Origin of the sequence: Kocuria sp. UCD-OTCP, assembly GCF_000349605.1 — a bacterium.
Taxonomy (GTDB): Bacteria; Actinomycetota; Actinomycetes; order Actinomycetales; family Micrococcaceae; genus Kocuria; species Kocuria rosea.
Genome location: NZ_AOSQ01000020.1, coordinates 1 through 21,035, shown reverse-complemented (window position 1 = coordinate 21,035; position 21,035 = coordinate 1). Strand labels below are relative to the sequence as shown.

Here is a 21,035-nt window from a genome sequence, read left to right as displayed (position 1 = left end):
CCCGGGGCGGGTGCCGCGGCCGTCAGCCCTCGCACTCGATGCAGTACCGGGCGCCGTCCTGCTCGCGGGCGAGCTGGCTGCGGTGGCGGACCAGGAAGCAGGACATGCAGGTGAACTCGTCGTCCTGCTCGGGCACCACCTGGATGAGCAGCTCCTCCTGGGACAGGTCCGCCCCCGGCAGGTCGATGCCCTCCGCCGTGTCCGAGTCGTCGACGTCGATCGCCGGGCTCTGCGCGGTGGCGCTGCGCTGCGCCTGGATCACCTCGAGGGACTCGTTGGCGGGCTCGTCCTCGGGCTTGACGCGGGGCTCGTCGTAATCGGTGGCCACGGATGTGCCTCCTTCTGGCGTGGTGGTGGGGCGCGGTGCGCTCGCGCGCGTGTCCACGCCACAACCGGGCGGGGCACGGGCCTATTCCCGAGCCCCCGGGACGTCCCGGGGGAGGGGACGGACTCCTCCGTCCGGCCCCGGCTCAGAGGCCCTCCACCGTGTCCTGGAGGTCCAGGCACCGGCGCTCGGCGGGGATCTGCTCCACCGCGGAGCCCAGCTCGACCAGCAGGGTGGAGGAGGCCACGGCGGTGCTGTCGAAGACCACCTCGACGGCCGGGTCCCGGCCGTAGGTCGTGGCGGTCCAGGTGCTCCCGTCCTCGTCCTGGCGGATCAGCCAGTCGACGTCGTTGACGGAGGAGCAGGCGTCCGTGGTGGGCCCCGGCGGGGTCACGCCGCACCGCACGACCGCCGCCGTGGGCTCGCCGTAGGCCGTGGTGGCCTGGCTGGTGGTCTCGCGCCTCACGTGCTCGCCGACGGTCTCCGGCATGGCCAGCATCGCCGGGGCGCACCCCGGGTCGGCGGCGTTCTCGGCGGGGTCCACGGTGACGGCGGGGGAGCACCCCGCGAGGACCGCCACCAGGGCTCCCGCCCCCAGCAGGGCACGGGCGGATCGGGACAGGGAGGGCGAGGGCATGCCCCCAGCGTAATCCTCGGGGGCGCCCGTTCCCGCGTCCGGGGCCGTCGTTAGGATGAGCGCCATGACCCGACCCCCAGCGGAGCCGTCCCCCGTGCCCGACGCCCCGCCCGGTCCGGGGCCCACCGTCGGGGAGCTCTCCGAGGCCGAGCTGCTGGCCCGGGTGCTCCCGCTGCTCCTGCGCCCCGCCCCCCGCCCCGGAGCGGACCTGGTGCTGCTCGGCCCCGGCGACGACTGCGCCGTGGTCGCGGCCCCGGACGGGCGGTACGTGATCACCACGGACACCCAGGTGCAGGACCAGGACTTCCGGCTCGCCTGGACCGGCGGCGCGGTCACCACGGGCTACGACACCGGGGTGAAGTGCGCGGCGCAGAACCTCGCCGACGTCGCCGCGATGGGCGCCGTCCCGTCGGCCGCCGTCGTCTCGCTCACCCTGCCGCCGGGCACGCCCGTGTCCTGGCCCGAGGACTTCGCCCGCGGCCTCCTGGCCGGGTTCGAGGCCATGGGCGCGGACCGCTGCGCCGTGGTGGGCGGGGACCTGGGCGCCGGCCGGGAGCTGTCGGTCACCGCCACGGTGACGGGCGACCTCGAGGGCCGGGACCCGGTGCGCCGCTCCGGGGCGGGCGAGGGCGGCACTGTGGCGCTCGCCGGGACCACCGGGCGGGCGGCGGCGGGCGTGGCGCTGCTCGAGGACCGCCGCTACCGGCCCGGCCGGGACGCGCTCCTGGACGGGCTCGCGGCGGCGCAGCTGCGGCCGTGCGCCCCGGTGACCGCCGGCCCCACGGCCGCCCGCGCCGGCGCCACCGCGATGATCGACCTCTCCGACGGCCTGCTCCGCGACGCCGGGCGGGTCGCGGCCGCCAGCGGCGTCGTCGTCGACCTCGACGGCGCGGCCGTGGCCGGCCTCGCCGAGCCCCTGCGCCCGGCCGCCCGGCTGCTCGGCGCCGACCCCCGCGACTGGGTGCTGACCGGCGGCGAGGACCACGGGCTGCTCGCCGTCTTCCCCCGGGGCGTGCCGCTGCCGGGGATGTTCCGTGCGATAGGCTCGTGTGCGCCCGCGCCCCCCGCGCACGACGACACCCTCCCCCGGGTGCTGCTCGACGGACGAGCGCCGCACCTCGCCCTCGGGCACCCGGTCGGCGAAGGATGGGATCACTTTGAACCATAGGATCGGATCGAACGCGGCCGTCATGCGGCGGTGGCTCGACCTGGCCCACCGTGATCTCGTGCGCCACAGCCCCGTCCTCAACGCCCTCAACGTCTTCCCGGTCGCGGACGCCGACACCGGGACCAACCTCGCGACCACCGTGCGCGCCGCCGCCGAGGCCGCCGCCGTGCTCGAGACCGGCGACGTCGGCGAGCTGCTCTCCCTCGCCGGCCAGGCCGCCCTCGAGGAGGCCCGCGGCAACTCGGGCACCCTGGTCTCCGTCTTCCTCACGGCCGTGGGCCGCTCCCTCGAGGGGAGCACCAGGATGAGCGCCGAGTCAGTCCGGCTGGCCCTGCACGCCGGCCACGTGCGCGCCTGGAGCGTCCTGACGGACCCCGTGGACGGGACCATGCTATCCGTCCTGGAGGCCGCCGCCGCCGTGCCCGTGCCGCAGGGCGTGGAGGACGGGTCCAACCAGCAGCTCAAGGAGTTCCTGGCCGCCGTCAGCACCGCCGCCCGCGCCGCGGTCCTCGTCACCCCGGACCAGCTCGAGATCCTGCGCGAGACCGGCACGGTCGACGCCGGCGCCCTGGGCATGCTCGTGGTCTTCGACGCCCTGGCCCGCACCGTGGGCGGCGACGACGCCGGCGACGAGAACGCCCTCGACGCGCTGATCGACGCCGCCGCGGCCCGGGCCGCCGGCGCCGGGGACGCCCCGCACACCGTGCACGGCGGCGTGGAGGTGATGTGCACCGTGGAGCTCACCCCGCTGGACGCCGCGGAGCTGCGCCACGAGCTCAGCGAAGTGGGCACCAGCGTGATCATGAGCGCGGTGACCGAGACGGGGGACGGCTACCGCTGGCGCGTGCACGTCCACGTGCCGCGGCCCGAGGACGCCCTCACCGTGATCGGCGCCCGCGGCAAGGCCGTGAACCTCACGGTGACCTCCCTCTCGGAGGCGGACGGATGAGGCACCCCTGAGATGACCCCGACCCACGGCGGCGGGGCGTTCCCCGACCCGGTCTCCGAGCTCGACCAGCCGCTGGCCCGGCTGCTGGGGCGGACCACGGCCGACCAGCTGGCCCGGCAGCTCTCGGTGTCCACGATCGGGCAGCTGCTCGACCACTTCCCCCGCCGGTACATGCCGCGGGGCGAGCTCACCCCGTTCTCGGAGCTGCGCATCGACCAGCAGGTCACCATCGTGGCCGAGGTCGTGCACGCCTCCACCCGCCAGATGCGCTCGCGGCGCGGGTCCATCACGGACGTGGTGATCACGGACCGCGTCTCCTCCGACCCGCAGCGGCTCTTCGCGGACGGCGACCCGGGCCCCGGCCGGACGATGCGGCTGAGCTTCTTCAACGCCTGGACCGCCGCCAGGGACCTGCCCCCCGGAACGCACGCCCTGTTCTCCGGGAAGGTCGGGCTGTACAACGGCGGCGTGACCATGACGAACCCGCACTACGCGATCCTCGACCCGGACGCCCCGGAGGCCGGGGAGACCGCCGAGGAGCGGGCGGGCCGGCCCATCCCGATCTACCCGGCCACGGCCAAGCTGACCACGGACAAGATCGCCCGCGCCGTGCACTCGCTGCTGCCCGTCGTGGACTTCGGGGCCGTCCCGGACCCGCTGCCGGACGGGATCCGGGAGCGGGAAGGGCTCATGGGGCTCGAGGAGGCGTACTGGCAGGTCCACCGCCCGAGGGACACCCGGGCGCACGGGGAGGCGCGCCGCCGGTTCCGCTACCAGGAGGCGTTCCTGCTCCAGTGCGCCCTGGCTCGCCGCCGCGCCGAGCTCGCCGCCCACCCCACGACCGCCCGCCCGGGCGTCCCCGCGGGGGTGCTCGCCCGGTTCGACGCCGGGCTGCCCTTCGAGCTCACCGCCGGGCAGCGGACCGTTGGGGAGGAGCTCGCCGCGGAGCTCGCGGGCACCCGCCCCATGAACCGGCTGCTCCAGGGCGACGTCGGCTCGGGCAAGACGCTCGTGGCCCTGCGCGCGATGCTGCAGGTCGTGGACTCCGGCGCGCAGGCCGCGCTGCTGGCCCCCACCGAGGTGCTCGCCGCCCAGCACCACGGCTCCGTGGTCCGCTCCCTGGGCCCGCTCGCGCAGGCCGGCCTGCTCGGCGGGGACCCGGACGGCACGCAGGTCGTGCTGCTCACGGGGTCCATGGGCGCCGCGGCGCGCAGGCGGGCCCTGCTGCGGATCGCGTCGGGGGAGGCCGGGATCGTCATCGGCACCCACGCCCTGCTCTCCGAGGTCGTCCAGTTCGCCGACCTCGGACTGGTCGTGGTGGACGAGCAGCACCGCTTCGGCGTCGAGCAGCGCGACCGGCTGCGGGACAAGGCCGGGCGGCCCCCGCACCTGCTGGTGATGACCGCGACCCCCATCCCGCGCACCGTGGCGATGACCGTCTTCGGCGACCTGGACGTCTCCGTCCTCGACGAGCTCCCGGCCGGCCGGCAGCCGATCGCCACCCACACCGTGGGGCTCGTGGAGCACCCGGGCTGGGAGCGGCGCCTGTGGCGGCGCGCCCGGGAGGAGATCGACGCGGGCCGCCAGGTCTACGTGGTCGCGCCCAAGATCGGCGACGACGACGAGCCCCCGCCCCACGCCTCCCTCGCGGAGTCCGCACTCGCGGCGGCCTCCGAGGACGAGGAGTCCGAGGCGACGATGGCGTCCGTCACCTGGCTCGCCGAGCTCGTGGCCGCCGAGCCCGTCCTGGCCGGCGTGCGCGCCGAGGTGCTGCACGGCCGGCTCGACACGGACCGGAAGTCCCGCCTCATGGAGGAGTTCGCGGCCGGGGACGTGCAGCTGCTCGTGTGCACCACCGTGGTCGAGGTCGGCGTGGACGTGCCCAACGCCACGCTGATGATCATCGTCGACGCCGACCGGTTCGGCATCTCCCAGCTGCACCAGCTGCGCGGCCGGATCGGGCGCGGCGGGCACGCCGGGACGTGCCTGCTCGTCACCCGGCGCCCCGCCGAGCACCCGTCGCGGGAGCGGATCGAGGTGGTGGCCGGGTCCACGGACGGCTTCGAGCTGGCCCGGGCGGACCTCGAGCTGCGCCGCGAGGGCGACATCCTCGGCGCCGCGCAGTCCGGCGGCCGCTCCACCCTGCGCCTGCTGCGGGCCCTCGACGACGCCGAGCTCATCGAGCGCGCCCGCCGGGACGCCGTGACGATCCTGGGCGAGGACCCCCAGCTGCTGGAGCACCCCGAACTGGCCGAGGCCATCGAGCGCTACCTCGACCCGGACGCCGAGGCGTTCCTGGACCGGGGCTGAGCCCCCGTGCCGCCGAGCCGCGTGCCGCCGGGCACCCGAGAGGAGCACCCATGAGCAGGATCATCGCCGGGGCCGCCGGGGGGCTGCGCCTGCAGTCCGTGCCGGGCCGGGACACCCGGCCCACCACCGACCGGGTCAAGGAGTCCCTCTTCGCGCGGCTCGAGGCGTGGGGCATGCTCCGGGACGCCAGGGTCCTCGACCTCTTCGCGGGCTCCGGGGCCCTCGGCTGCGAGGCCGCGAGCCGCGGCGCGGCCGCCGTGACCCTCGTGGAGCGGCACGCGGGCGCGGCGCGGGTCTGCCGCGCCAACGCCGCGACGGTCCACCGGGCCCTCGGGCGCGAGGACGTCGTCACGGTCCGGCACGGGGCGGTGGGCGGCTACCTCGCGGATCCCGCCGAGGGGCCGTGGGACCTCGTGCTGGCCGACCCGCCCTACCCCCTGCCGGAGGCGGAGCTCGCCGCGGTCCTCGCCCCGCTGGTGGGCCGGCTGCGGGAGGGCGGGGTGCTCGTGGTCGAGCGCTCCACCCGGTCCCCGGAGCCCGGCTGGCCGGCCGGGCTGCGCCGCTTCGAGCAGAAGCGGCACGGGGAGACCACCGTGTGGTTCGCCGAGACGGACGTCACATCGCCCGCGTCCCCCGGCGCGCCGGACTGACACCTGCGCCGCTGGGCGCACCCCCTTTGACAAGATTCGACAGGCAGCATCGAGCCCGGGTCAGCGCCCGGGAGGAACGGAGGACGTCCATGAGGATCACGGTTCTGGGAACGGGCTACCTGGGGGCCACGCACGCCGCGTCGATGGCGGAGATGGGCTTCGAGGTGCTGGGGCTGGACGTGGACCCCGAGAAGGTCGACGCCCTGTCCCGCGGCGAGCTGCCCTTCCACGAGCCGGGCCTGGGCGAGCTGCTGCGCAAGCACGTGGGCACCGGCCGGCTGCGCTTCACCACGAGCTACGAGGAGGCCGGCGCCTTCGGCGACGTCCACTTCGTCGGGGTCGGCACCCCGCAGCGGGCCGGGAGCTTCGCGGCGGACATGCGCTACGTCGACGCCGCGGTCGGCTCCATCGCCGCGGCCGCCACGAAGGACTGCGTGATCGCCGGCAAGTCCACGGTCCCCGTGGGCTCCGCCTGCCGCCTGGCGGACCTGGCGAAGGCCTCGGCGCGGGAGGGCGTGGACGTGTCCCTGGTGTGGAACCCCGAGTTCCTGCGCGAGGGCTACGCCGTGGAGGACACCCTGGCCCCGGACCGGATGGTGCTGGGCTGTCAGGACCCGGCCGCCGAGGCCGTGATGCGCCGGGTCTACGCCCGGCAGCTGGCGGCCGGCGTCCCGCTGATCGTCACCGACTTCGAGACCGCCGAGCTCGTCAAGGTCGCGGCCAATGCCTTCCTGGCCACCAAGATCTCCTTCATCAACGCCCTGTCCGAGCTCACCGAGGCGGTCGGCGGGGACATCCGCACCCTGGCCGACGCGATCGGCCTCGACGAGCGGATCGGGCGCAAGTTCCTCAACGCCGGCGTGGGCTTCGGCGGCGGCTGCCTGCCGAAGGACATCCGCGCCCTGCGCGCCAGGGCCGCGGAGCTCGGGGTGGAGCAGTCGGTGCGCTTCCTCGCGGAGGTCGACGACATCAACGTCCGCCGCCGCGGCCACACGGTGGAGACGGTCACCCAGATGCTGGGCGGGACCGTGGTGGGCCGGCAGGTCGCCGTGCTCGGGGCGGCCTTCAAGCCGGACTCCGACGACGTGCGCGACTCCCCGGCCCTGGACATCGCCGCCCGGCTGCACTCGATCGGCGCCGAGGTGGCCGTCTACGACCCCAAGGCCAACGCCAACGCCGCCAAGCGCTATCCGCGCCTGGACTACGTGGACTCCCTCGAGGCCGCCGTCACCGGGGCCGAGGTCGTGGTGCTGCTGACCGAGTGGGCCGAGTTCAAGGCGATGACCCCGGAGCAGCTCGACCCGCTGGTGGCCGTCCCGCAGATCCTCGACGGCCGCAACGTGCTCGACCCCGACCGCTGGACCGCGGCCGGCTTCACCTACCGGGCCCTGGGCCGCCGGGCGAGCGCCGTCTGAGCCGCGGCGCGCGGGGCGGCGTCCCGCGCGCCGGTTCCCCGCCGCCGGGGAGCCGGCACGAGGGCGGGCGGCGAGCTCCCCGCCGTGCGGACCGGCTCAGCCGGCCAGCTGCCGCCCGGCCCGCTCCAGGACGTCCAGGCGCTTGCCGAACGAGAAGCGCATCCAGGACGCGTAGTGCTCCCGGTGCTCCGCGGAGGCGAGGGCCGGCACGGGCACGCCCACCACACCGGCCCGCTCGGCCAGCACCGGCGCCAGGTGCGCGGCGTCCTCGACCCCGTACCGCTCGCACAGGCCGCGGACGTCCGCCACGACGAAGAACGTGCCCTGCGGCTCGAACGGCTCGGCGCCCGCCGCGGCCAGGCCCCGCACGAGCACGTCGCGCCGCCGCCGGAAGTCCTCCGTGAGCCGGTCGTAGAACCCGTCCGGCAGGCCCAGAGCGGTGGCCGCCCCGATCTGCAGCGGCGTGGCGGCGCTGTGCGTGAGATAGGCCTTCGTGGCGCGCACCGGGCCCACGAGGTGCGCCGGCCCGCTGACCCAGCCCACCCGCCAGCCCGTGACCGAGAAGGACTTGCCCACGGAGGACACGGTGAGGGTCCGTTCGAAGGCCCCCGGCAGCGCGGCGAGCGGCCGGTGCCCGCCGGCGTAGCGCAGGTGCTCGTAGACCTCGTCGGTCACCACCACGCAGTCGTGCTTGGCGGCGAGTCCGGCCACGCGGGCCAGGACGGCGTCGTCGAACACCGTCCCGGTCGGGTTGTGCGGGTCGTTGAGGATCACCATGCGGGTGCGGGGCCCGAAGGCCGCGGCGAGGCGGTCGAGGTCGGGGGAGAAGTGCGGCGGCTCGAGGGGGACCGTGACCAGCCGCGCACCGGCGAACTCCACCACGGCGCCGTAGAGGTCGTAGTGCGGCTCGAACACGACCACCTCGTCCCCGGGGCGCAGGAACGCGAGCAGGCTCGCGGCCAGCCCCTCGGACGCGCCCACGGTCACGACCACCCCGGAGGCCGGGTCCAGGTCGATCCCGTAGAACCGGTGCTGGTGCGCCGCGACGGCCTCCTGCAGCAGCGGCAGACCCGCCACCGGCGAGTACTGGTTGCCGCCGCCGTGCAGTGCGGCCGCCGCGGCGTCGAGCATCTCCCGCGGGCCGTCGACGTCCGGGAAGCCCTGGCCCAGGTTGATCGCGCCCGTGCGCGCGGCCAGCCGTGACATCTCCTCGAAGACGGTCCCGGTGAGCTCCCCGGTGCCGGTCAGCAGACCGCCCCCGCGGGCCATCCGCTCCCACGGGGGGCCGGACGTGTGCGTGGACGGGACGGCGGCGTCGGTGGCATCCATGGCCGCCAGTCTAGGGTCCCGCGGCGGCTCAGGGCGGCGGCCCGGCGCCGAGCCGCACGAGGGTCCCGGCCAGCCCCTCGACGAACACCGGGAGGTCCGGCACCACGTCGGCGTCGGCCACCACGTCGATGCCCAGGGTCCCCGTGTAGGAGACGACGCCCACGGCGAGGGCCAGGTTGCCCTGCACGGCGCCGAGCTGGAACAGCTCGAGCACCGGTGCCCCCGCGAAGAGCAGGGGCGCCGCGGGGCCGCGCACGTTGCTGAGCAGCACGTTGACGAGCCGCTGCCGGTCCATGACCCGGACCATCCAGCGCTGGGCCAGGCGGCCGCCCGGCCGGTACGGCGGACGGGTCCGCTGCCGGGAGGTGGTGGCCGCGATCCGCCGCAGCCCGGCCACCGGGTCGGGCTCGTCGACGGGCACGGCCACGACGCGCACACCGGCCCGGTTGCCGCCGGCGGGGTCCCCCGCCGCGCGCACGGAGGCGGCCACCGACACCTTCAGCTCCGGCACGCCGGCCAGCTCGCCGCGCGCGGCCAGCAGCCGCCGGGCGCCGCCCGCCACGGCGGTGAGCACCACGTCGTTGACCGTCCCGCCGTGCCGGTGGGCCAGCTCCCGGACCGCCGCCAGGTCGGCGCGCACCAGCACCGCCCGGCGCCGCGCGCCCACGGGCCGGTTGAGGGACAGCGCCGGGGCGCGGCCCTCCGCGAGCGCGCCGCGGACCTGGGCCGCGGCGCCGAGCAGGCGGGCAGCGGCGCGGGCCGGAGTGCGGGCCGGAGCGCGGGCCGTGGCAGAAACGGGCGGCGGGCCGCCCGTCCCCGGGCGATCCGGCGCGTCCGGGGCGCGCGGGGCGCCGCCGGGCTCCGGATCGAACAGGGGCGCGAGCAGGGTCAGGGCCGCGAGACCGTCGGCGAGCACATGGTGCCACCGGATCAGCAGGCCGACCCGGCCGCCGGCGAGGCCGGGGAGCAGCCACAGCTCCCACAGGGGCCGGTCCCGGGGCAGCGGGACGGCGGCGATCCCGGCGCACACCCGGAGCAGGCTCTCCTCGTCCCCGGGCGGCGGCACCGGACGGCTGCGCACGTGCCGGGAGACGTCGAAGACCGGGTCGTCGAGCCACACGGGGCGTCTGCCCCCGGGGCGGGTGAGCAGCCGGCGAAGCGGCCAGACGTCCCGGGTGCGCCGCTCGACGTGCTCCCGCACCTCCGCCAGCCGGACGCGCCCGCCGGCATCGAGGAGGGGACCGGCCTCCAGGAGGGCCAGGGCCGCGACGTGCATGGGCACCCCGCGCCGCTCCACGCGGAGGTTGGCCTCGTCCAGGGCGCTGATCCGCTCCCCGGTCCGCGCCCGGCGGCACTGCATGCCCATGTCGGTGCTCCGCTCTGGCCGGAGGACTCCCTCGTCCACCACGGTACGCCGCCCCGGCACGGAGCGCCCCTAAGATGGCACCCATGCACCGAGCGATCTGCCCCGGCTCCTTCGACCCCCTGCACAACGGCCACGTGGAGGTCGTCGCGCGCGCCGCGGCGCTCTTCGACGAGGTCGTCGTCGCGGTCTCCACCAACCCGCACAAGCGCTACCGCTTCGACGCTGACCGGCGGCTGGCCCTGGTGGCGGAGAGCCTCGCGGACGTCGCCGGCGTCGTCGTCGAGCCCATGGGCGCGGGCCTGCTCGCGGAGTACGCGGCGCAGCGGGGGGCGGTGGCCCTGGTCAAGGGGCTGCGCTCGGGCGAGGACTTCGAGTACGAGGTGCCGATGGCCACGATGAACCGCCACCTCACGGGGGTGGAGACGGTCTTCCTGCCCGGCGACCCTCGGTTCCTGCACCTGTCCTCGACCCTCGTGAAGGAGGTCCAGGGCCTCGGCGGCGACGTCTCCGGGTTCGTGCCGGCGCCCGTGCTGCGGGCCCTGCAGGGCTGAGCGGGCGCGGCCCGTCCCGGCGCGCCCGGACCCGGCCCGTTTGAGAACGCGCAGGGCGGCACGCTAACATGGTCTGTCGGTCAGAATTTCACCAGGAGTCAGTCATCAGTCGCGAGAACAGTTCGCCCCTCACCATCGGTGTCCGGGACCTCGAGCACCGCCCGGGGACGATGCGACGCCTGGAAGAAGTTGTGCCCGCGCCGGAGAACTTCGGCAACGCACTCATCGGCGCCCCGGAGGGCTCGGACATCGACCTGGACCTCCGGCTGGAATCCGTCCACGACGGGATCCTGGTGTCCGGCACGGCCGCCGTGGCCATCCACGGCGAGTGCAGCCGGTGCCTCGACCCGATCGACTACGATCTGGACGTCGACGTGCAGGAGCTCTACGTCTTCGACCCCGCCGCCGACGGCGGGGAGGACTCCGAGGACGACCAGATGTATGAAGTTCAGGACGAGACCATCGACCTCGAGCCCATGCTTCGGGACGCAGTGATCACGCAGCTGCCGTTCCAACCGGTGTGCCGGGAGGACTGCCAGGGGTTGTGCGCCCAGTGCGGCGCGCGCCTGGAGGACGACCCGGGACACCACCACGAGGTGCTCGATCCTCGCTGGAGCGCCCTGTCGGGGCTGCTCGAGCAGGACACCTCGACCCAGACGACCGAACCGAGAGAAGAGAGATAGCCGTGGCTGTTCCGAAGCGGAAAATGTCCCGTGCCAACACCCGTGCACGCCGTTCGCAGTGGAAGGCGACCGCGCCCAAGCTGGTCAAGACCGTCGAGAACGGCAAGGTCACCTACAGCCTGCCGCACCAGGCGAAGGTCGTGACCGACTCCGCCGGCACCGCGCTGTTCCTGGAGTACAAGGGCCGCAAGGTGGCCGACGCCTGACCACGGTGACCTCCACCGCGACACCTCAGGACCTGCTGGAGCGTCTCGGCGTCGACATCGACGCCGGGACGCTTCGTCTTGCCCTGACCCACCGCTCCTACGCGTACGAGCACGAGGGGCAGGGCCACAACGAGCGGCTCGAGTTCCTCGGGGACTCCGTGCTGGGTCTCGCGGTCACCGACGAGATCTTCCACCGCTACCCCGACGACTCCGAGGGCAACCTCGCGAAGATCCGCTCGGCCGTGGTCAGCACCCGCACGCTCGCCGACCTCGCCCGGTCCCTGGACGTGGGTCCCCACATCCGCCTGGGCAAGGGCGAGGTGCGCACCAACGGGCACGAGAAGGCCTCGATCCTCGCCGACACCATGGAGGCGCTGATCGGCGCCGTGTACGTGAGCACCGGCCTCGACGCGGCGCGTGCCTTCGTGCTGCGGCTCGTGGTGCCCCTGCTGGAGGACGGCTTCGTGATGAGCGAGGGCCGGGACTGGAAGACCGAGATCCAGGAGCTGGCGGCGGCCCGCGCCCTGGGCCCCGTGCGCTACGCCGTGGAGGGCACGGGCCCCGACCACGACCGCCGCTACGAGGCGCACGTGCTCGTCGGCGGTCAGGACCACGGCACGGGCACCGGCACCACCAAGAAGGAGGCCGAGCGCTCCGCCGCGGCGCAGGCCTACGCGACCCTGGTGGCCCGCCGCGGTGGCTGAGCGCGCGCCCCGGAGCGCCCGTGCCTGAGCTGCCCGAGGTCGAGGTGGTCCGCCGCGGGGTGGAGCGCTGGGTGGTCGGCCGCCGGATCGAGTCCGTGCAGGTCCTGGACCCCCGCTCGGTGCGCCGCCACGAGCCCGGCCCCGTCTCCTTCGGCCACGAGCTCGACGGCGCGGTCGTGGCCGACGCGGTGCGCCGCGGCAAGTTCCTGTGGCTGCCGCTGACCGGGGCGGACGGCGCCCCGCCGCAGGAGGCGCTGCTGGTGCACCTGGGGATGAGCGGGCAGCTGCTGGTCAAGGACGCCGGGCTGCCCGACGAGAAGCACCTCAAGGTGCGGCTGGGCCTGTCCGAGCGCCCCGGCACCCCGGCGGAGCTGCGCTTCGTGGACCAGCGGATCTTCGGCGGCATGCTCCTCGACCGGCTCGTCCCCACCGACGACGGCGCCCCGGGCGGCCGCTCGGCCACGGGCGTCCCGCTGGTGCCCGCCCGGGCCGCCCACATCGCCCGGGACCCGCTGGACCCCGCCTTCGACGCGGAGCGCCTCCACGACCGGCTGCGCCGGCGCCGGACCGGGCTCAAGCGCGCCCTGCTGGACCAGGCGCTGGTCTCCGGGATCGGCAACATCTACGCGGACGAGGCCCTGTGGCAGGCGCGCCTGCACTGGGCGCGGCCCACCGACACGCTCCGGCGGCCCGAGACGCTGCGCCTTCTCGCGGCCGTCCGCGAGGTCATGGACCGCGCGCTGGCGGCCGGCGGGACGAGCTTCGACTCCCTCTACGTCAACGTCAACGGCGAGTCCGGCTACTTCGCCCGCTCCCTCTCCGCCTACGGCCGCGCCTCCCTGCCCTGCCCGCGCTGCGCGGAGGAGGGGCGGAGCACCCTGATCGTGCGGGAGCAGTTCATGAACCGCTCCTCCTACCGCTGCCCGGTCTGCCAGCGCACGCCCCGCAACGCCCGGTTCTGAGACCGGGCCCCGGGCGGGGCACGGGGGGCGCCGGTCCCCGGCGGCCCGGAATCGATCAGCTTCCTTTCCAACTTCCTGCGCGTGTAGGCTCGTCGAGGACGTGCGGCTCGCCATGATCCCGTCGGGGAAGACCCCGCGCCGGCCCCGCACCGTCCTCCACCCTCCGTGGCGGCCGCCCCTGCGGTCGCGACCCCCGGTCACCGCCGGCACCAGGAGCCGCACCCGGTTCCGGAGGCCGCCGTGCGCCCGGGCGGGCGCCCCCTTCCGCCGCACCCGCACTGCTGCACGCACACTTCTGCACCCACACCCTCCGAGGAGCACCTCTTGCGCACCGTCAACGCCTACGCCGCCCCGTCCGCCGGCGCACCGCTGGTCCCGACCACTCTCGAGCGCCGGGACCTCGGCGCCCACGACGTCCTCATCGAGATCAAGTACGCCGGGATCTGCCACTCCGACCTGCACACCGTCCAGGGGGACTGGGGCCCCCAGCAGTACCCGCTGACCCCCGGGCACGAGATCGCCGGGATCGTCACCGAGGTCGGCGCCGGCGTCACCCGCCACGCGGTCGGCGACCGGGTCGGGGTCGGGTGCATGGTCAACTCCTGCGGCGAGTGCGCCAACTGCCGGGCCGGCGACGAGCAGTACTGCCTCGACGGCGCCGTGATGACCTACGGCGCCGAGGACCGCGACGGCACCGTCACCCAGGGCGGGTACTCCACCCACGTGGTGGTCACCGAGGACTTCGTGCTGCGCATCCCGGAGGGCATCGAGCTCGACGTCGCCGCGCCCCTGCTGTGCGCCGGCATCACCACCTTCTCCCCGCTGAACCACTGGAAGGCCGGCCCCGGCAAGAAGGTCGCCGTCGTGGGTCTGGGCGGGCTGGGGCACCTGGGCGTGAAGATCGCCCACGCCATGGGCGCGGAGGTCACGGTGCTCTCCCAGTCGCTGCGCAAGAAGGAGGCCGGGCTGGCCCTGGGCGCCGACGCCTACTACGCCACGAGCGACCCGCAGACGTTCGAGGAGCTGGCCGGGACCTTCGACCTGGTCCTCAACACGGTCAGCGCGAAGATCGACCTCGACGCCCACCTGTCGTTGCTGAACGTCAACGGGGCCATGGTCAACGTCGGCGCCCCGGCGGAGCCGCTGGACGTCAACGTGTTCTCGCTGCTGGCCAACCGCCGCACCTTCGCCGGGTCCATGATCGGCGGCATCGGGGAGACCCAGGAGATGCTCGACTTCTGCGCCGAGCACGGGGTGGGCGCCGAGATCGAGGTCATCTCGGCCGAGCAGATCAACGAGGCCTACGAGCGGGTGCAGAACTCGGACGTGCGCTACCGGTTCGTGATCGACACCGCCACGCTGGTCTGATCCCCGGCCCCGCGCACCCCCGGGGCGACCGCACGTGCGGCCGCCCCGGGGGTGCGCCGCGCGCAGACCGCCGACCGGCCCGCCGCCCGACGCGGCGGGGGATCAGCGGGCGGCGGTGGACCCGGTGGCGGGCATCGGGGCGTCGTGGGCGCCCAGGGGGTGGGTCCGGTAGTACTCGGCCAGCCGCGCCATGCCCTCCTCGACCGTCACGGACGGCGTCCAGTCGAGCACCTCGCGGGTGCTCTGCTGCTCGAACCAGTGGGCCGTGGACATCTGCTCGGCCAGGAAGGCCGTCATCGGCGGCTCGTCCGCCCCCGGGCGGACCGCCCACACCTTCTCGATGACCGTGCCCGCGAGGCGGGCCAGGACGCCGGGGACCCTGCGCGTGGGCGGCTCCACGCCGGCCGCCCGGCAGAAACCCGCCACCAGCTCGCCCACGGTGCGGGGCTGGCCGTTCGTGACCACCAGCGCCCGTCCGTGCGCCCACTCGATCCGCTCCAGCGCCCGCACGACCGCCTCGGCCGCGTTGTCCACGTAGGTGGTGTCGATCAGGGCCGCCCCGTGGTCCAGCAGCGGCAGCCGCCCCTTCGCGGCGCGGTCGACGATCCGCTCGACCAGCTGGGTGTCCCCGGGGCCCCACACGATGTGCGGGCGCACGGCCGTGACGCGCATCCCACGGCCGTCGGCCTCGAGCGCGAGCAGCTCGGCCGCGGCCTTGGACCGGGCGTAGTTGCCGCGGGCGTGCACGGGGTCGGCCGCCCGGGCGGGCTCGCCCACGATGGAGTCGCCCGTGTGGGCGACCGACGGCGAGGAGACGAACACCACGTTGTCCACGCCGGCCCGCCGCGCGGTCTCCAGGACCACGCGGGTGCCGGTGACGTTGGTCAGCACGAACTCGTCCCAGTCCCCGGCGAAGGAGACCTTGGCGGCGAGGTGCACGACGTCGTCGACGCCCTCCATGGCCCGCGCCACGGCGTCCGGGTCCGTGACCGAGCCCAGGACCTCCTCGACGTTCGGCTGGTCGGCCAGCGGCGCGTGCCGGCGCTGGAGCAGCCGGACCGTCCAGTGGCGGGCGGCGAGCAGCCGCGCCACGTGCTCCCCGAGCATCCCGGAGGCGCCGGTGACGAGCACCGTCCGCCCGTCGCCGGACAGCTCCTGCCGCCCGCGCTCCACCTCGTGGCTGCCGGTGCCGGCCGGCGGGGCGCCCTCCGTCACGGAGGCGTCGTAGGCGGGGACCTTGTCGTCGTGCGTGCCGTCCTGGCGGTGCTTGCCGTTCACGGGTTCCTGATCCTTCCTCCGGCCAGGGCGTGCTCCGCCCATCCGGCCAGCAGGGCTCGGTCGATCTTGGAGTTGTGCCGGATGTCGGTGGGGTGCTCGGGGACCACGAGCACGGCCGCGAGGTCCAGGCCCGTGGCCTCGCGCACGGCGGCGCGCACCGCACCGGAGAGCAGCGGGTCGGCGGGGCCCGGGCGCGGGGCCGCCGGGACGGTCTCCACGACGGCCACGGGCACCTGCGTGCCCGCCGGGCCGACCCCGACGACGGCGGTGCGGCCGACGCCGGGCACGGTCCGGGCCGCGTGCTCCGCGGCGACCGGCGTCAGCACGCCGCCGGCGGAGACGATGACGTGGGCGAGGCGGCCCTCGACCCACAGCCGCCCGGCGGCGTCGAAGTGCCCGACGTCCCCGGTGCGGTGCCAGCCGGGCAGCTGGGTGCTGAGGTGCTCCGTGTGCCAGAGCCTGTCGTAGCGGTCCTTGACGTGCGGGGCGCGGGCGACGATCTCACCGGTGACCCCGGGCTCGGTGGTGATCCCGTCGTCGGGGACGCCGTCCGGGCCCAGGGCGGTGACCCCCAGCTCGGCGCCGTGCACGGCGGTGCCCACGCACACGCCGTTGCCGGCGCCGGCCACGGCGGATCCCGCGCTGTCCAGGCCGGCCTGCCGGATGGTCCCGAGGGTCACGTCCGTGAGGGGCAGCCCCTCGGTCATCCCGTAGGGGGTGTGCAGCGTCGCCGCGGGTACGAGTTCCTGCAGCTGCTCCAGGAGCGGCTCCGGGAGGGGTGCCCCGGCCGAGAGCACGAGCTCCACGAGCTCGAGCGCCCGCCGCTGCCCCTCGTCGAGTTCGTGCCGGGTCGCGAGGACGTTGGCGATCGCCGCGGGGGAGAGGAACACGGCCGTGGCCTGGATGGCCGAGGCGGCGTCGGCCAGGGCGCGGGCGGTGAGGGTCTTCGGCGCGGTCACGTCCATGTCCGGGGTCACGGACGTGGTGCCCATGGCGGGCCCGAGCAGCGCGAAGGGCGCGAAGCCCGCCACGAGCCCCGTGCCGGCGGTGAGCCCGTACGTGCCGCGCACGGCGTCCCGCATGGCGGAGAGCTGGCGGTGGGTGTAGACGACGCCCTTGGCCGGGCCCGTGGACCCGGAGGTGAACAGCACCGCGGCGTCCGCGTCCGGGTCCGGCGCGGGCAGGTCGGCGCGCGGGGCCGAGTCCAGCAGCGCGGGGACGTCGTGCGTCACGCCGAGGGCCCGGCGGGACACGGGGTCGAGGGCCTCGAGCGAGATCCGGGTGCCCGGCCAGCCGAGGGCCCGGCCGGCGACGAGCGCCCTGCGGATGCCCACGAGCCAGGCCGGGGCGGCCCCCCGCAGCGCCCGGGTGAGGCCCTTGGGGCCGAGCCCGGAGTCCGCCACGACGACGACGGCGCCGATGCGCAGGCACGCGTAGAGCAGCGCGGTGAGGTCGGAGCCCGGCGGCACCATGAGGCTCACGCGGTCCCCGGGGCGCACCCCGATGCCGGTGAGCCCCGCGGCGAGGCGGTCCACGCGGTCGGCGAGCTCCGCCCAGCTCAGGCTCGCCCGCACCGGGGCCGCGTGCGCCCCCGCGCCCGCGTCCCCGGAGGCGGGGGCCATGTCCACGACGGCGAGGCCGAGGTCGGCCCGCCGCGCGTCGAGCTCCGCGGGGAAGGGGACGTGCTCGCCGCGGGAGACGGCGCGCCGCTGCAGGTGCAGCTCGCGGCGGCGGGGGCCGGGGCCGAAGCGGTCCGCGAGCCAGGCCAGCACCGGCGTCGCGACGTCCCGGTCCTCGGGCAGCAGGTGCAGGGCTCCCTCGTAGCGGTGGACGTCGGCGTGCGGCATGCGGCGCACGAGGTCCTGCAGGTAGCGCTCCTGGAACACGGGGTCGCCGATGCCCCACAGCAGCAGGGCGGGGACCTCGCGGGCGGCCACGCCGGCGGCGATCTGCTCGTAGCGGGCGTGCGAGGGGTGGTCCGGGGCGGCCGGGATGTCGGCCACGAAGTTGCGGATCGCCTCCCGCCGGGCGCGCGTGGCGTAGGGCGCCCGGTAGGCCGCCCGCACCTCGCGGGACAGGGACGGCTCCGCCAGTGCCAGGGCCACGTCGAGGAAGCTCGTGGTCCGCTCGGTGAGCAGCCCGTGCGCGGCCGGGGCCAGTGCCAGCTGCAGCGAGGCGGGGATCCGCTCGGCGTTGTCGTGGTGGACGGCGGTGTTGGTGAGGATCGTGGCGCGGTGGACGTCCTGGTGCTCCAGGGCCCAGCCGGAGGACACGAGCCCGCCCCAGTCGTGGGCGAGGGTCACCACGGGGGCCTCGCTCGCGTCCAGGCCGAGCTCGGCCGTGAGGTCGCCCAGATCGCGGACCCGGTCGTCGAGGCGGCGGAAGAGCCCGGTCCGCTCGGAGAACCCCATGTCGAGCTGGTCCACGGCGATCACCCGCCAGGGGTTCGCGGGGTCCGTCCCGGCGGCCAGCACGTCGCGCCACAGGTAGGACCAGGTGGGGTTGCCGTGCACGGCGAGGACCGTGCCCCGCGGGGTGAGGCCGGCGGCCTCCAGGGAGGCCGCGTTGTCGAGGACGTGCCAGCGGCGCCGCCGGCCGGGGACCGGCTCCACGGGGGCCGTCGAGGCCACCGTGACCGTGCGGGACCACGCCGGGTCCACCCCGGGCAGGGGGACCTCCGTCATGGGCAGCCGCGCCGCGTCCGGCCCTCCGGGCTGCTGGGTCGTGGACGGTCGTGTGCGTGCCATGGTCGTGGGGCTCCTCGAGGGTGCGTCTCGTGCGGGGTGTCTCGGGCGGGCGCGGCGTCAGCGCCGGCGGTTCACCAGTCGATCTCCATGTAGGTCGCGTTGAGCCCGGAGCCCACGCCGAGCAGCAGCACGCGCTCGTCGGGCCGGAGCCGCTCGGCCTCCAGGGCGAGGGTCATCGGCAGCGCGGCGGCCGCGACGTTGCCCCAGAACGGGAAGGTCAGGGGGAACTTCTCCGGGTCGATCCCGACGTCCTGGAACAGCTTGTTGGTGTGAGACATGGAAACCTGGTGGCCGATGTAGCGGTCCATGTCCGCCCAGTCCCAGCCGTCCTCGTGCGCGTCGTGCCACGCGTCCGCGAGCAGTCCCACGCCGTGCTTGAGCAGCCCCGTGGCGTCGGTGTACATGCCGTCGAAGCCCCCGATGCACAGCCCGTGGTGCTCGGTCGCGGACCGGGTCACGGACCCCGCGATGCGGTGGCCCTCCGGGTGCCGGTCGGCGGGGCCGACCACGGCGGCGGCCGCGCCGCAGCCGAGGGTCAGGGTGGCGAACTCGCGCACCACGTCCGCCCGGGTCACCTCCGGGCCCTGCAGCCGCTCGTACGTCTCGCGGTGCCAGGGGGTCGGGTCCTCGCCGGCGACGACGACGGCGTAGTCGATCGCGCCCGCGTCGATCATCGTGGACGCGATCGTGAGCCCGTTGACGAAGCCCAGGCACGCGTTGGTGACGTCGAAGTTGAGGGCGGAGGGGGCCAGGCCGAGCCGGTGGTGCACGGACACCGAGACCGCGGGCTCGTAGCCGTCGCGGGTCACCGAGGCGTTGATCAGGAGCCCCACCTGGTCCGGGCGCACGCCCGCGCGGGCGAGGGCGGCCTCGCCCGCCTCCACGGCGCCGTCGGTGAAGTGGCGCCCGGGGGCCCAGACGCGCCGCTCGTTGACGCCCGCGAGCCGCTCGAGCAGGCCCTTCGGCATCTTCAGCCGGGCGAACGTGTCCGCCAGGACCTCGTCGGCGTGGGACGAGGGCACCACCTCGTCCGCCTCGACCTTGGTGATGGCCAGGAGGGCGGCGTTGCGGTGACGGATCGAGGAATTACCGGTCAAGGTCTCTGGCTTTCGTTAGGGTCTCGCCGACGCCCCGGCCCGCCCACGGAGGGCGCGGTCGCGGGGAGGGCAGGTCGTGCTGGTCGCGGTCAGTCTACCGGCCGGTTCCGCGGCGCCGGCCGGGGCCCGGTCGTTTCTCTGTAGGCTGATCATCTTCTCCGCTCCTCGTCCCCGCTCCTCGTCTCCGCCCGCGCCCGCTCCGGGCGGGCCGGCGCTCCCTCCGGTGCGCGGCGCCCGGCCGGCGGCCGCGGGGCCGTCGCGGCGCGCGAGTACAGTGGTGGCGACCCCCTGCCCGCCACGCCCACCCCAGGAGACCGGACACCCGTGCACCTGAAGACCCTGACCGTGCGGGGGTTCAAGTCCTTCGCCTCGGCCACCACCTTCGAGTTCGAGCCCGGGGTCACCGCCGTCGTCGGCCCCAACGGCTCGGGCAAGTCCAACGTGGTGGACGCCCTGGCGTGGGTCATGGGGGAGCAGGGCGCGAAGTCCCTGCGCGGCGGGAAGATGGAGGACGTCATCTTCGCCGGCACCGCCGGCCGGGCCCCGCTCGGCCGGGCCCACGTGTCGCTGACCATCGACAACGCCGACGGCGCCCTGCCCATCGAGTACTCCGAGGTCACGATCTCGCGCACGCTCTTCCGCTCGGGGGGCTCCGAGTACGCGATCAACGGCCGGCCGTGCCGGCTGCTCGACATCCAGGAGCTGCTCTCCGACTCCGGGCTCGGCCGGGAGATGCACGTCATCGTGGGCCAGGGCCAGCTCGACCGCATCCTGCACGCCACCCCGGAGGAGCGCCGCGGCTTCGTCGAGGAGGCGTCCGGGGTCCTCAAGCACCGGCGCCGCAAGGAGCGGACGCTGCGCAAGCTCGAGGCGATGCAGGCCAACCTCGACCGGCTCGAGGACCTCACCGCCGAGATCCGCCGCCAGCTCACCCCGCTGGGACGGCAGGCCAGGACGGCCCGGCGTGCCCAGCGGATCCAGCACGACGTCCGCGACGCCCGCGCCCGGCTGCTGGCCGACGACCTCGTGCAGGCCCGCACGAGCCTCGCCGTCGACGAGGACGCCGAGCGCCGGCTGCGCGCCGAGCGCGCCGAGGCCGAGCAGGCCCTCGACACCGGCCGCGCCCGGCAGGCCGACGTCGAGGCGCGCGCCGCCGAGGCGACCCCCGCCCTGAACACCGCGCGGGACACGTGGTACCAGCTCACCGCCGTGCAGGAGCGCTACCGGTCCCTCGCCTCGCTCGCCGCCGAGCGGCGCCGGCTTTTTCGAACCGGTTTTAGGGGCTGATCC

At 75.4% G+C, this 21,035-nt stretch carries 18 protein-coding genes and 1 pseudogene; 12 read left to right on the top strand and 7 right to left on the bottom strand.

What is annotated here, in order from left to right; all coding sequences use genetic code 11:
• Nucleotides 1-22 precede the first annotated feature (22 nt).
• Nucleotides 23-328: a DUF4193 domain-containing protein gene (locus H488_RS26515; protein WP_017833185.1), complete on the bottom strand. Its 306-nt coding sequence runs from the start codon at nt 326-328 to the stop codon at nt 23-25.
• A gap of 142 nt (nt 329-470) precedes the next feature.
• Nucleotides 471-962 carry a DUF3515 family protein gene (locus H488_RS26510; protein WP_017833184.1) on the bottom strand — a complete coding sequence of 164 codons (492 nt, stop codon included), beginning with the start codon at nt 960-962 and terminating at the stop codon, nt 471-473.
• A 64-nt stretch (nt 963-1,026) separates the two neighbouring features.
• Between H488_RS26510 and thiL the strand changes: the two genes are divergently transcribed.
• The 5 genes from thiL to H488_RS26485 all read left to right on the top strand — a co-directional run bounded on the left by thiL (nt 1,027) and on the right by H488_RS26485 (nt 7,454).
• The gene (thiL, locus tag H488_RS26505; RefSeq protein ID WP_109222467.1) at nt 1,027-2,130 is read left to right on the top strand and encodes a thiamine-phosphate kinase; all 1,104 of its coding nucleotides are present in this window, start codon (nt 1,027-1,029) and stop codon (nt 2,128-2,130) included.
• A complete protein-coding gene (locus H488_RS26500) occupies nt 2,120-3,079 on the top strand; it encodes a DAK2 domain-containing protein (protein ID WP_237740432.1) in 960 nt (319 codons plus the stop codon). The genes thiL and H488_RS26500 overlap by 11 nt, the downstream gene beginning before the upstream one ends.
• Before the next feature lie 12 nt (nt 3,080-3,091).
• A complete protein-coding gene (locus tag H488_RS26495) occupies nt 3,092-5,389 on the top strand; it encodes an ATP-dependent DNA helicase RecG (protein ID WP_017833181.1) in 2,298 nt (765 codons plus the stop codon).
• Nucleotides 5,390-5,439: 50 nt separating this feature from the next.
• Nucleotides 5,440-6,039, top strand: coding sequence for a 16S rRNA (guanine(966)-N(2))-methyltransferase RsmD (gene rsmD / locus H488_RS26490; protein ID WP_017833180.1), 600 nt, complete (start codon nt 5,440-5,442; stop codon nt 6,037-6,039).
• 89 nt (nt 6,040-6,128) lie between these two features.
• Complete coding sequence (locus H488_RS26485; RefSeq protein WP_017833179.1) at nt 6,129-7,454, top strand: UDP-glucose dehydrogenase family protein; 1,326 nt, start codon at nt 6,129-6,131, stop codon at nt 7,452-7,454.
• A 96-nt stretch (nt 7,455-7,550) separates the two neighbouring features.
• Here H488_RS26485 and H488_RS26480 read toward each other — a convergent pair whose 3' ends face one another.
• Both H488_RS26480 and H488_RS26475 read right to left on the bottom strand, forming a co-directional pair.
• Nucleotides 7,551-8,783 (bottom strand): aminotransferase class I/II-fold pyridoxal phosphate-dependent enzyme, encoded by a 1,233-nt coding sequence (locus tag H488_RS26480; RefSeq protein ID WP_017833178.1) that lies wholly within the window; start codon nt 8,781-8,783, stop codon nt 7,551-7,553.
• 28 nt (nt 8,784-8,811) lie between these two features.
• Nucleotides 8,812-10,149, bottom strand: a complete 1,338-nt coding sequence (locus H488_RS26475; RefSeq protein ID WP_017833177.1) for a wax ester/triacylglycerol synthase domain-containing protein — start codon at nt 10,147-10,149, stop codon at nt 8,812-8,814.
• Between the two features lie 83 nt (nt 10,150-10,232).
• Between H488_RS26475 and coaD the strand changes: the two genes are divergently transcribed.
• From coaD to H488_RS26445, 6 genes are all read left to right on the top strand, one after another.
• On the top strand, nt 10,233-10,700 hold the full coding sequence (gene coaD, locus H488_RS26470; RefSeq protein WP_031282901.1) for a pantetheine-phosphate adenylyltransferase: 468 nt from the start codon (nt 10,233-10,235) through the stop codon (nt 10,698-10,700).
• A gap of 170 nt (nt 10,701-10,870) precedes the next feature.
• Complete coding sequence (locus tag H488_RS26465; protein WP_165440247.1) at nt 10,871-11,383, top strand: YceD family protein; 513 nt, start codon at nt 10,871-10,873, stop codon at nt 11,381-11,383.
• A gap of 2 nt (nt 11,384-11,385) precedes the next feature.
• Nucleotides 11,386-11,589, top strand: a complete 204-nt coding sequence (gene rpmF / locus H488_RS26460; RefSeq protein WP_031282896.1) for a 50S ribosomal protein L32 — start codon at nt 11,386-11,388, stop codon at nt 11,587-11,589.
• A gap of 5 nt (nt 11,590-11,594) precedes the next feature.
• On the top strand, nt 11,595-12,293 hold the full coding sequence (gene rnc / locus H488_RS26455; protein ID WP_017833173.1) for a ribonuclease III: 699 nt from the start codon (nt 11,595-11,597) through the stop codon (nt 12,291-12,293).
• A gap of 20 nt (nt 12,294-12,313) precedes the next feature.
• The gene (gene mutM, locus H488_RS26450) at nt 12,314-13,255 is read left to right on the top strand and encodes a bifunctional DNA-formamidopyrimidine glycosylase/DNA-(apurinic or apyrimidinic site) lyase (RefSeq protein ID WP_017833172.1); all 942 of its coding nucleotides are present in this window, start codon (nt 12,314-12,316) and stop codon (nt 13,253-13,255) included.
• 324 nt (nt 13,256-13,579) lie between these two features.
• Nucleotides 13,580-14,623: an NAD(P)-dependent alcohol dehydrogenase gene (locus H488_RS26445; protein ID WP_017833171.1), complete on the top strand. Its 1,044-nt coding sequence runs from the start codon at nt 13,580-13,582 to the stop codon at nt 14,621-14,623.
• 102 nt (nt 14,624-14,725) lie between these two features.
• Here H488_RS26445 and H488_RS26440 read toward each other — a convergent pair whose 3' ends face one another.
• The 3 genes from H488_RS26440 to H488_RS26430 all read right to left on the bottom strand — a co-directional run bounded on the left by H488_RS26440 (nt 14,726) and on the right by H488_RS26430 (nt 19,745).
• Nucleotides 14,726-15,901 (bottom strand): NAD-dependent epimerase/dehydratase family protein, encoded by a 1,176-nt coding sequence (locus tag H488_RS26440; protein ID WP_017833170.1) that lies wholly within the window; start codon nt 15,899-15,901, stop codon nt 14,726-14,728.
• Nucleotides 15,898-18,585, bottom strand: coding sequence for an alpha/beta fold hydrolase (locus tag H488_RS26435; protein ID WP_017833169.1), 2,688 nt, complete (start codon nt 18,583-18,585; stop codon nt 15,898-15,900). The genes H488_RS26440 and H488_RS26435 overlap by 4 nt, the downstream gene beginning before the upstream one ends.
• 134 nt (nt 18,586-18,719) lie before the next feature.
• The gene (locus tag H488_RS26430) at nt 18,720-19,745 is read right to left on the bottom strand and encodes a 3-oxoacyl-ACP synthase III (RefSeq protein ID WP_017833168.1); all 1,026 of its coding nucleotides are present in this window, start codon (nt 19,743-19,745) and stop codon (nt 18,720-18,722) included.
• A gap of 324 nt (nt 19,746-20,069) precedes the next feature.
• Here H488_RS26430 and H488_RS26425 point away from each other — a divergent pair.
• A pseudogene (locus H488_RS26425) lies at nt 20,070-21,008 on the top strand (chromosome segregation SMC family protein); the annotation flags it as partial.
• Nucleotides 21,009-21,035: the final 27 nt, after the last annotated feature.

Excerpts from the sequence above, each read along its gene's own strand:
- H488_RS26485 (WP_017833179.1), top strand. The coding sequence starts at position 6,129 with ATGAGGATCACGGTTCTGGGAACGGGCTACCTGGGGGCCACGCACGCC.
- coaD (WP_031282901.1), top strand. The coding sequence starts at position 10,233 with ATGCACCGAGCGATCTGCCCCGGCTCCTTCGACCCCCTGCACAACGGC.
- thiL (WP_109222467.1), top strand. The coding sequence starts at position 1,027 with ATGACCCGACCCCCAGCGGAGCCGTCCCCCGTGCCCGACGCCCCGCCC.
- rsmD (WP_017833180.1), top strand. The coding sequence starts at position 5,440 with ATGAGCAGGATCATCGCCGGGGCCGCCGGGGGGCTGCGCCTGCAGTCC.
- H488_RS26495 (WP_017833181.1), top strand. The coding sequence starts at position 3,092 with ATGACCCCGACCCACGGCGGCGGGGCGTTCCCCGACCCGGTCTCCGAG.
- H488_RS26510 (WP_017833184.1), bottom strand. The coding sequence starts at position 962 with ATGCCCTCGCCCTCCCTGTCCCGATCCGCCCGTGCCCTGCTGGGGGCG.
- H488_RS26435 (WP_017833169.1), bottom strand. The coding sequence starts at position 18,585 with ATGACGGAGGTCCCCCTGCCCGGGGTGGACCCGGCGTGGTCCCGCACG.
- H488_RS26480 (WP_017833178.1), bottom strand. The coding sequence starts at position 8,783 with ATGGATGCCACCGACGCCGCCGTCCCGTCCACGCACACGTCCGGCCCC.
- H488_RS26475 (WP_017833177.1), bottom strand. The coding sequence starts at position 10,149 with ATGGGCATGCAGTGCCGCCGGGCGCGGACCGGGGAGCGGATCAGCGCC.
- H488_RS26465 (WP_165440247.1), top strand. The coding sequence starts at position 10,871 with ATGCGACGCCTGGAAGAAGTTGTGCCCGCGCCGGAGAACTTCGGCAAC.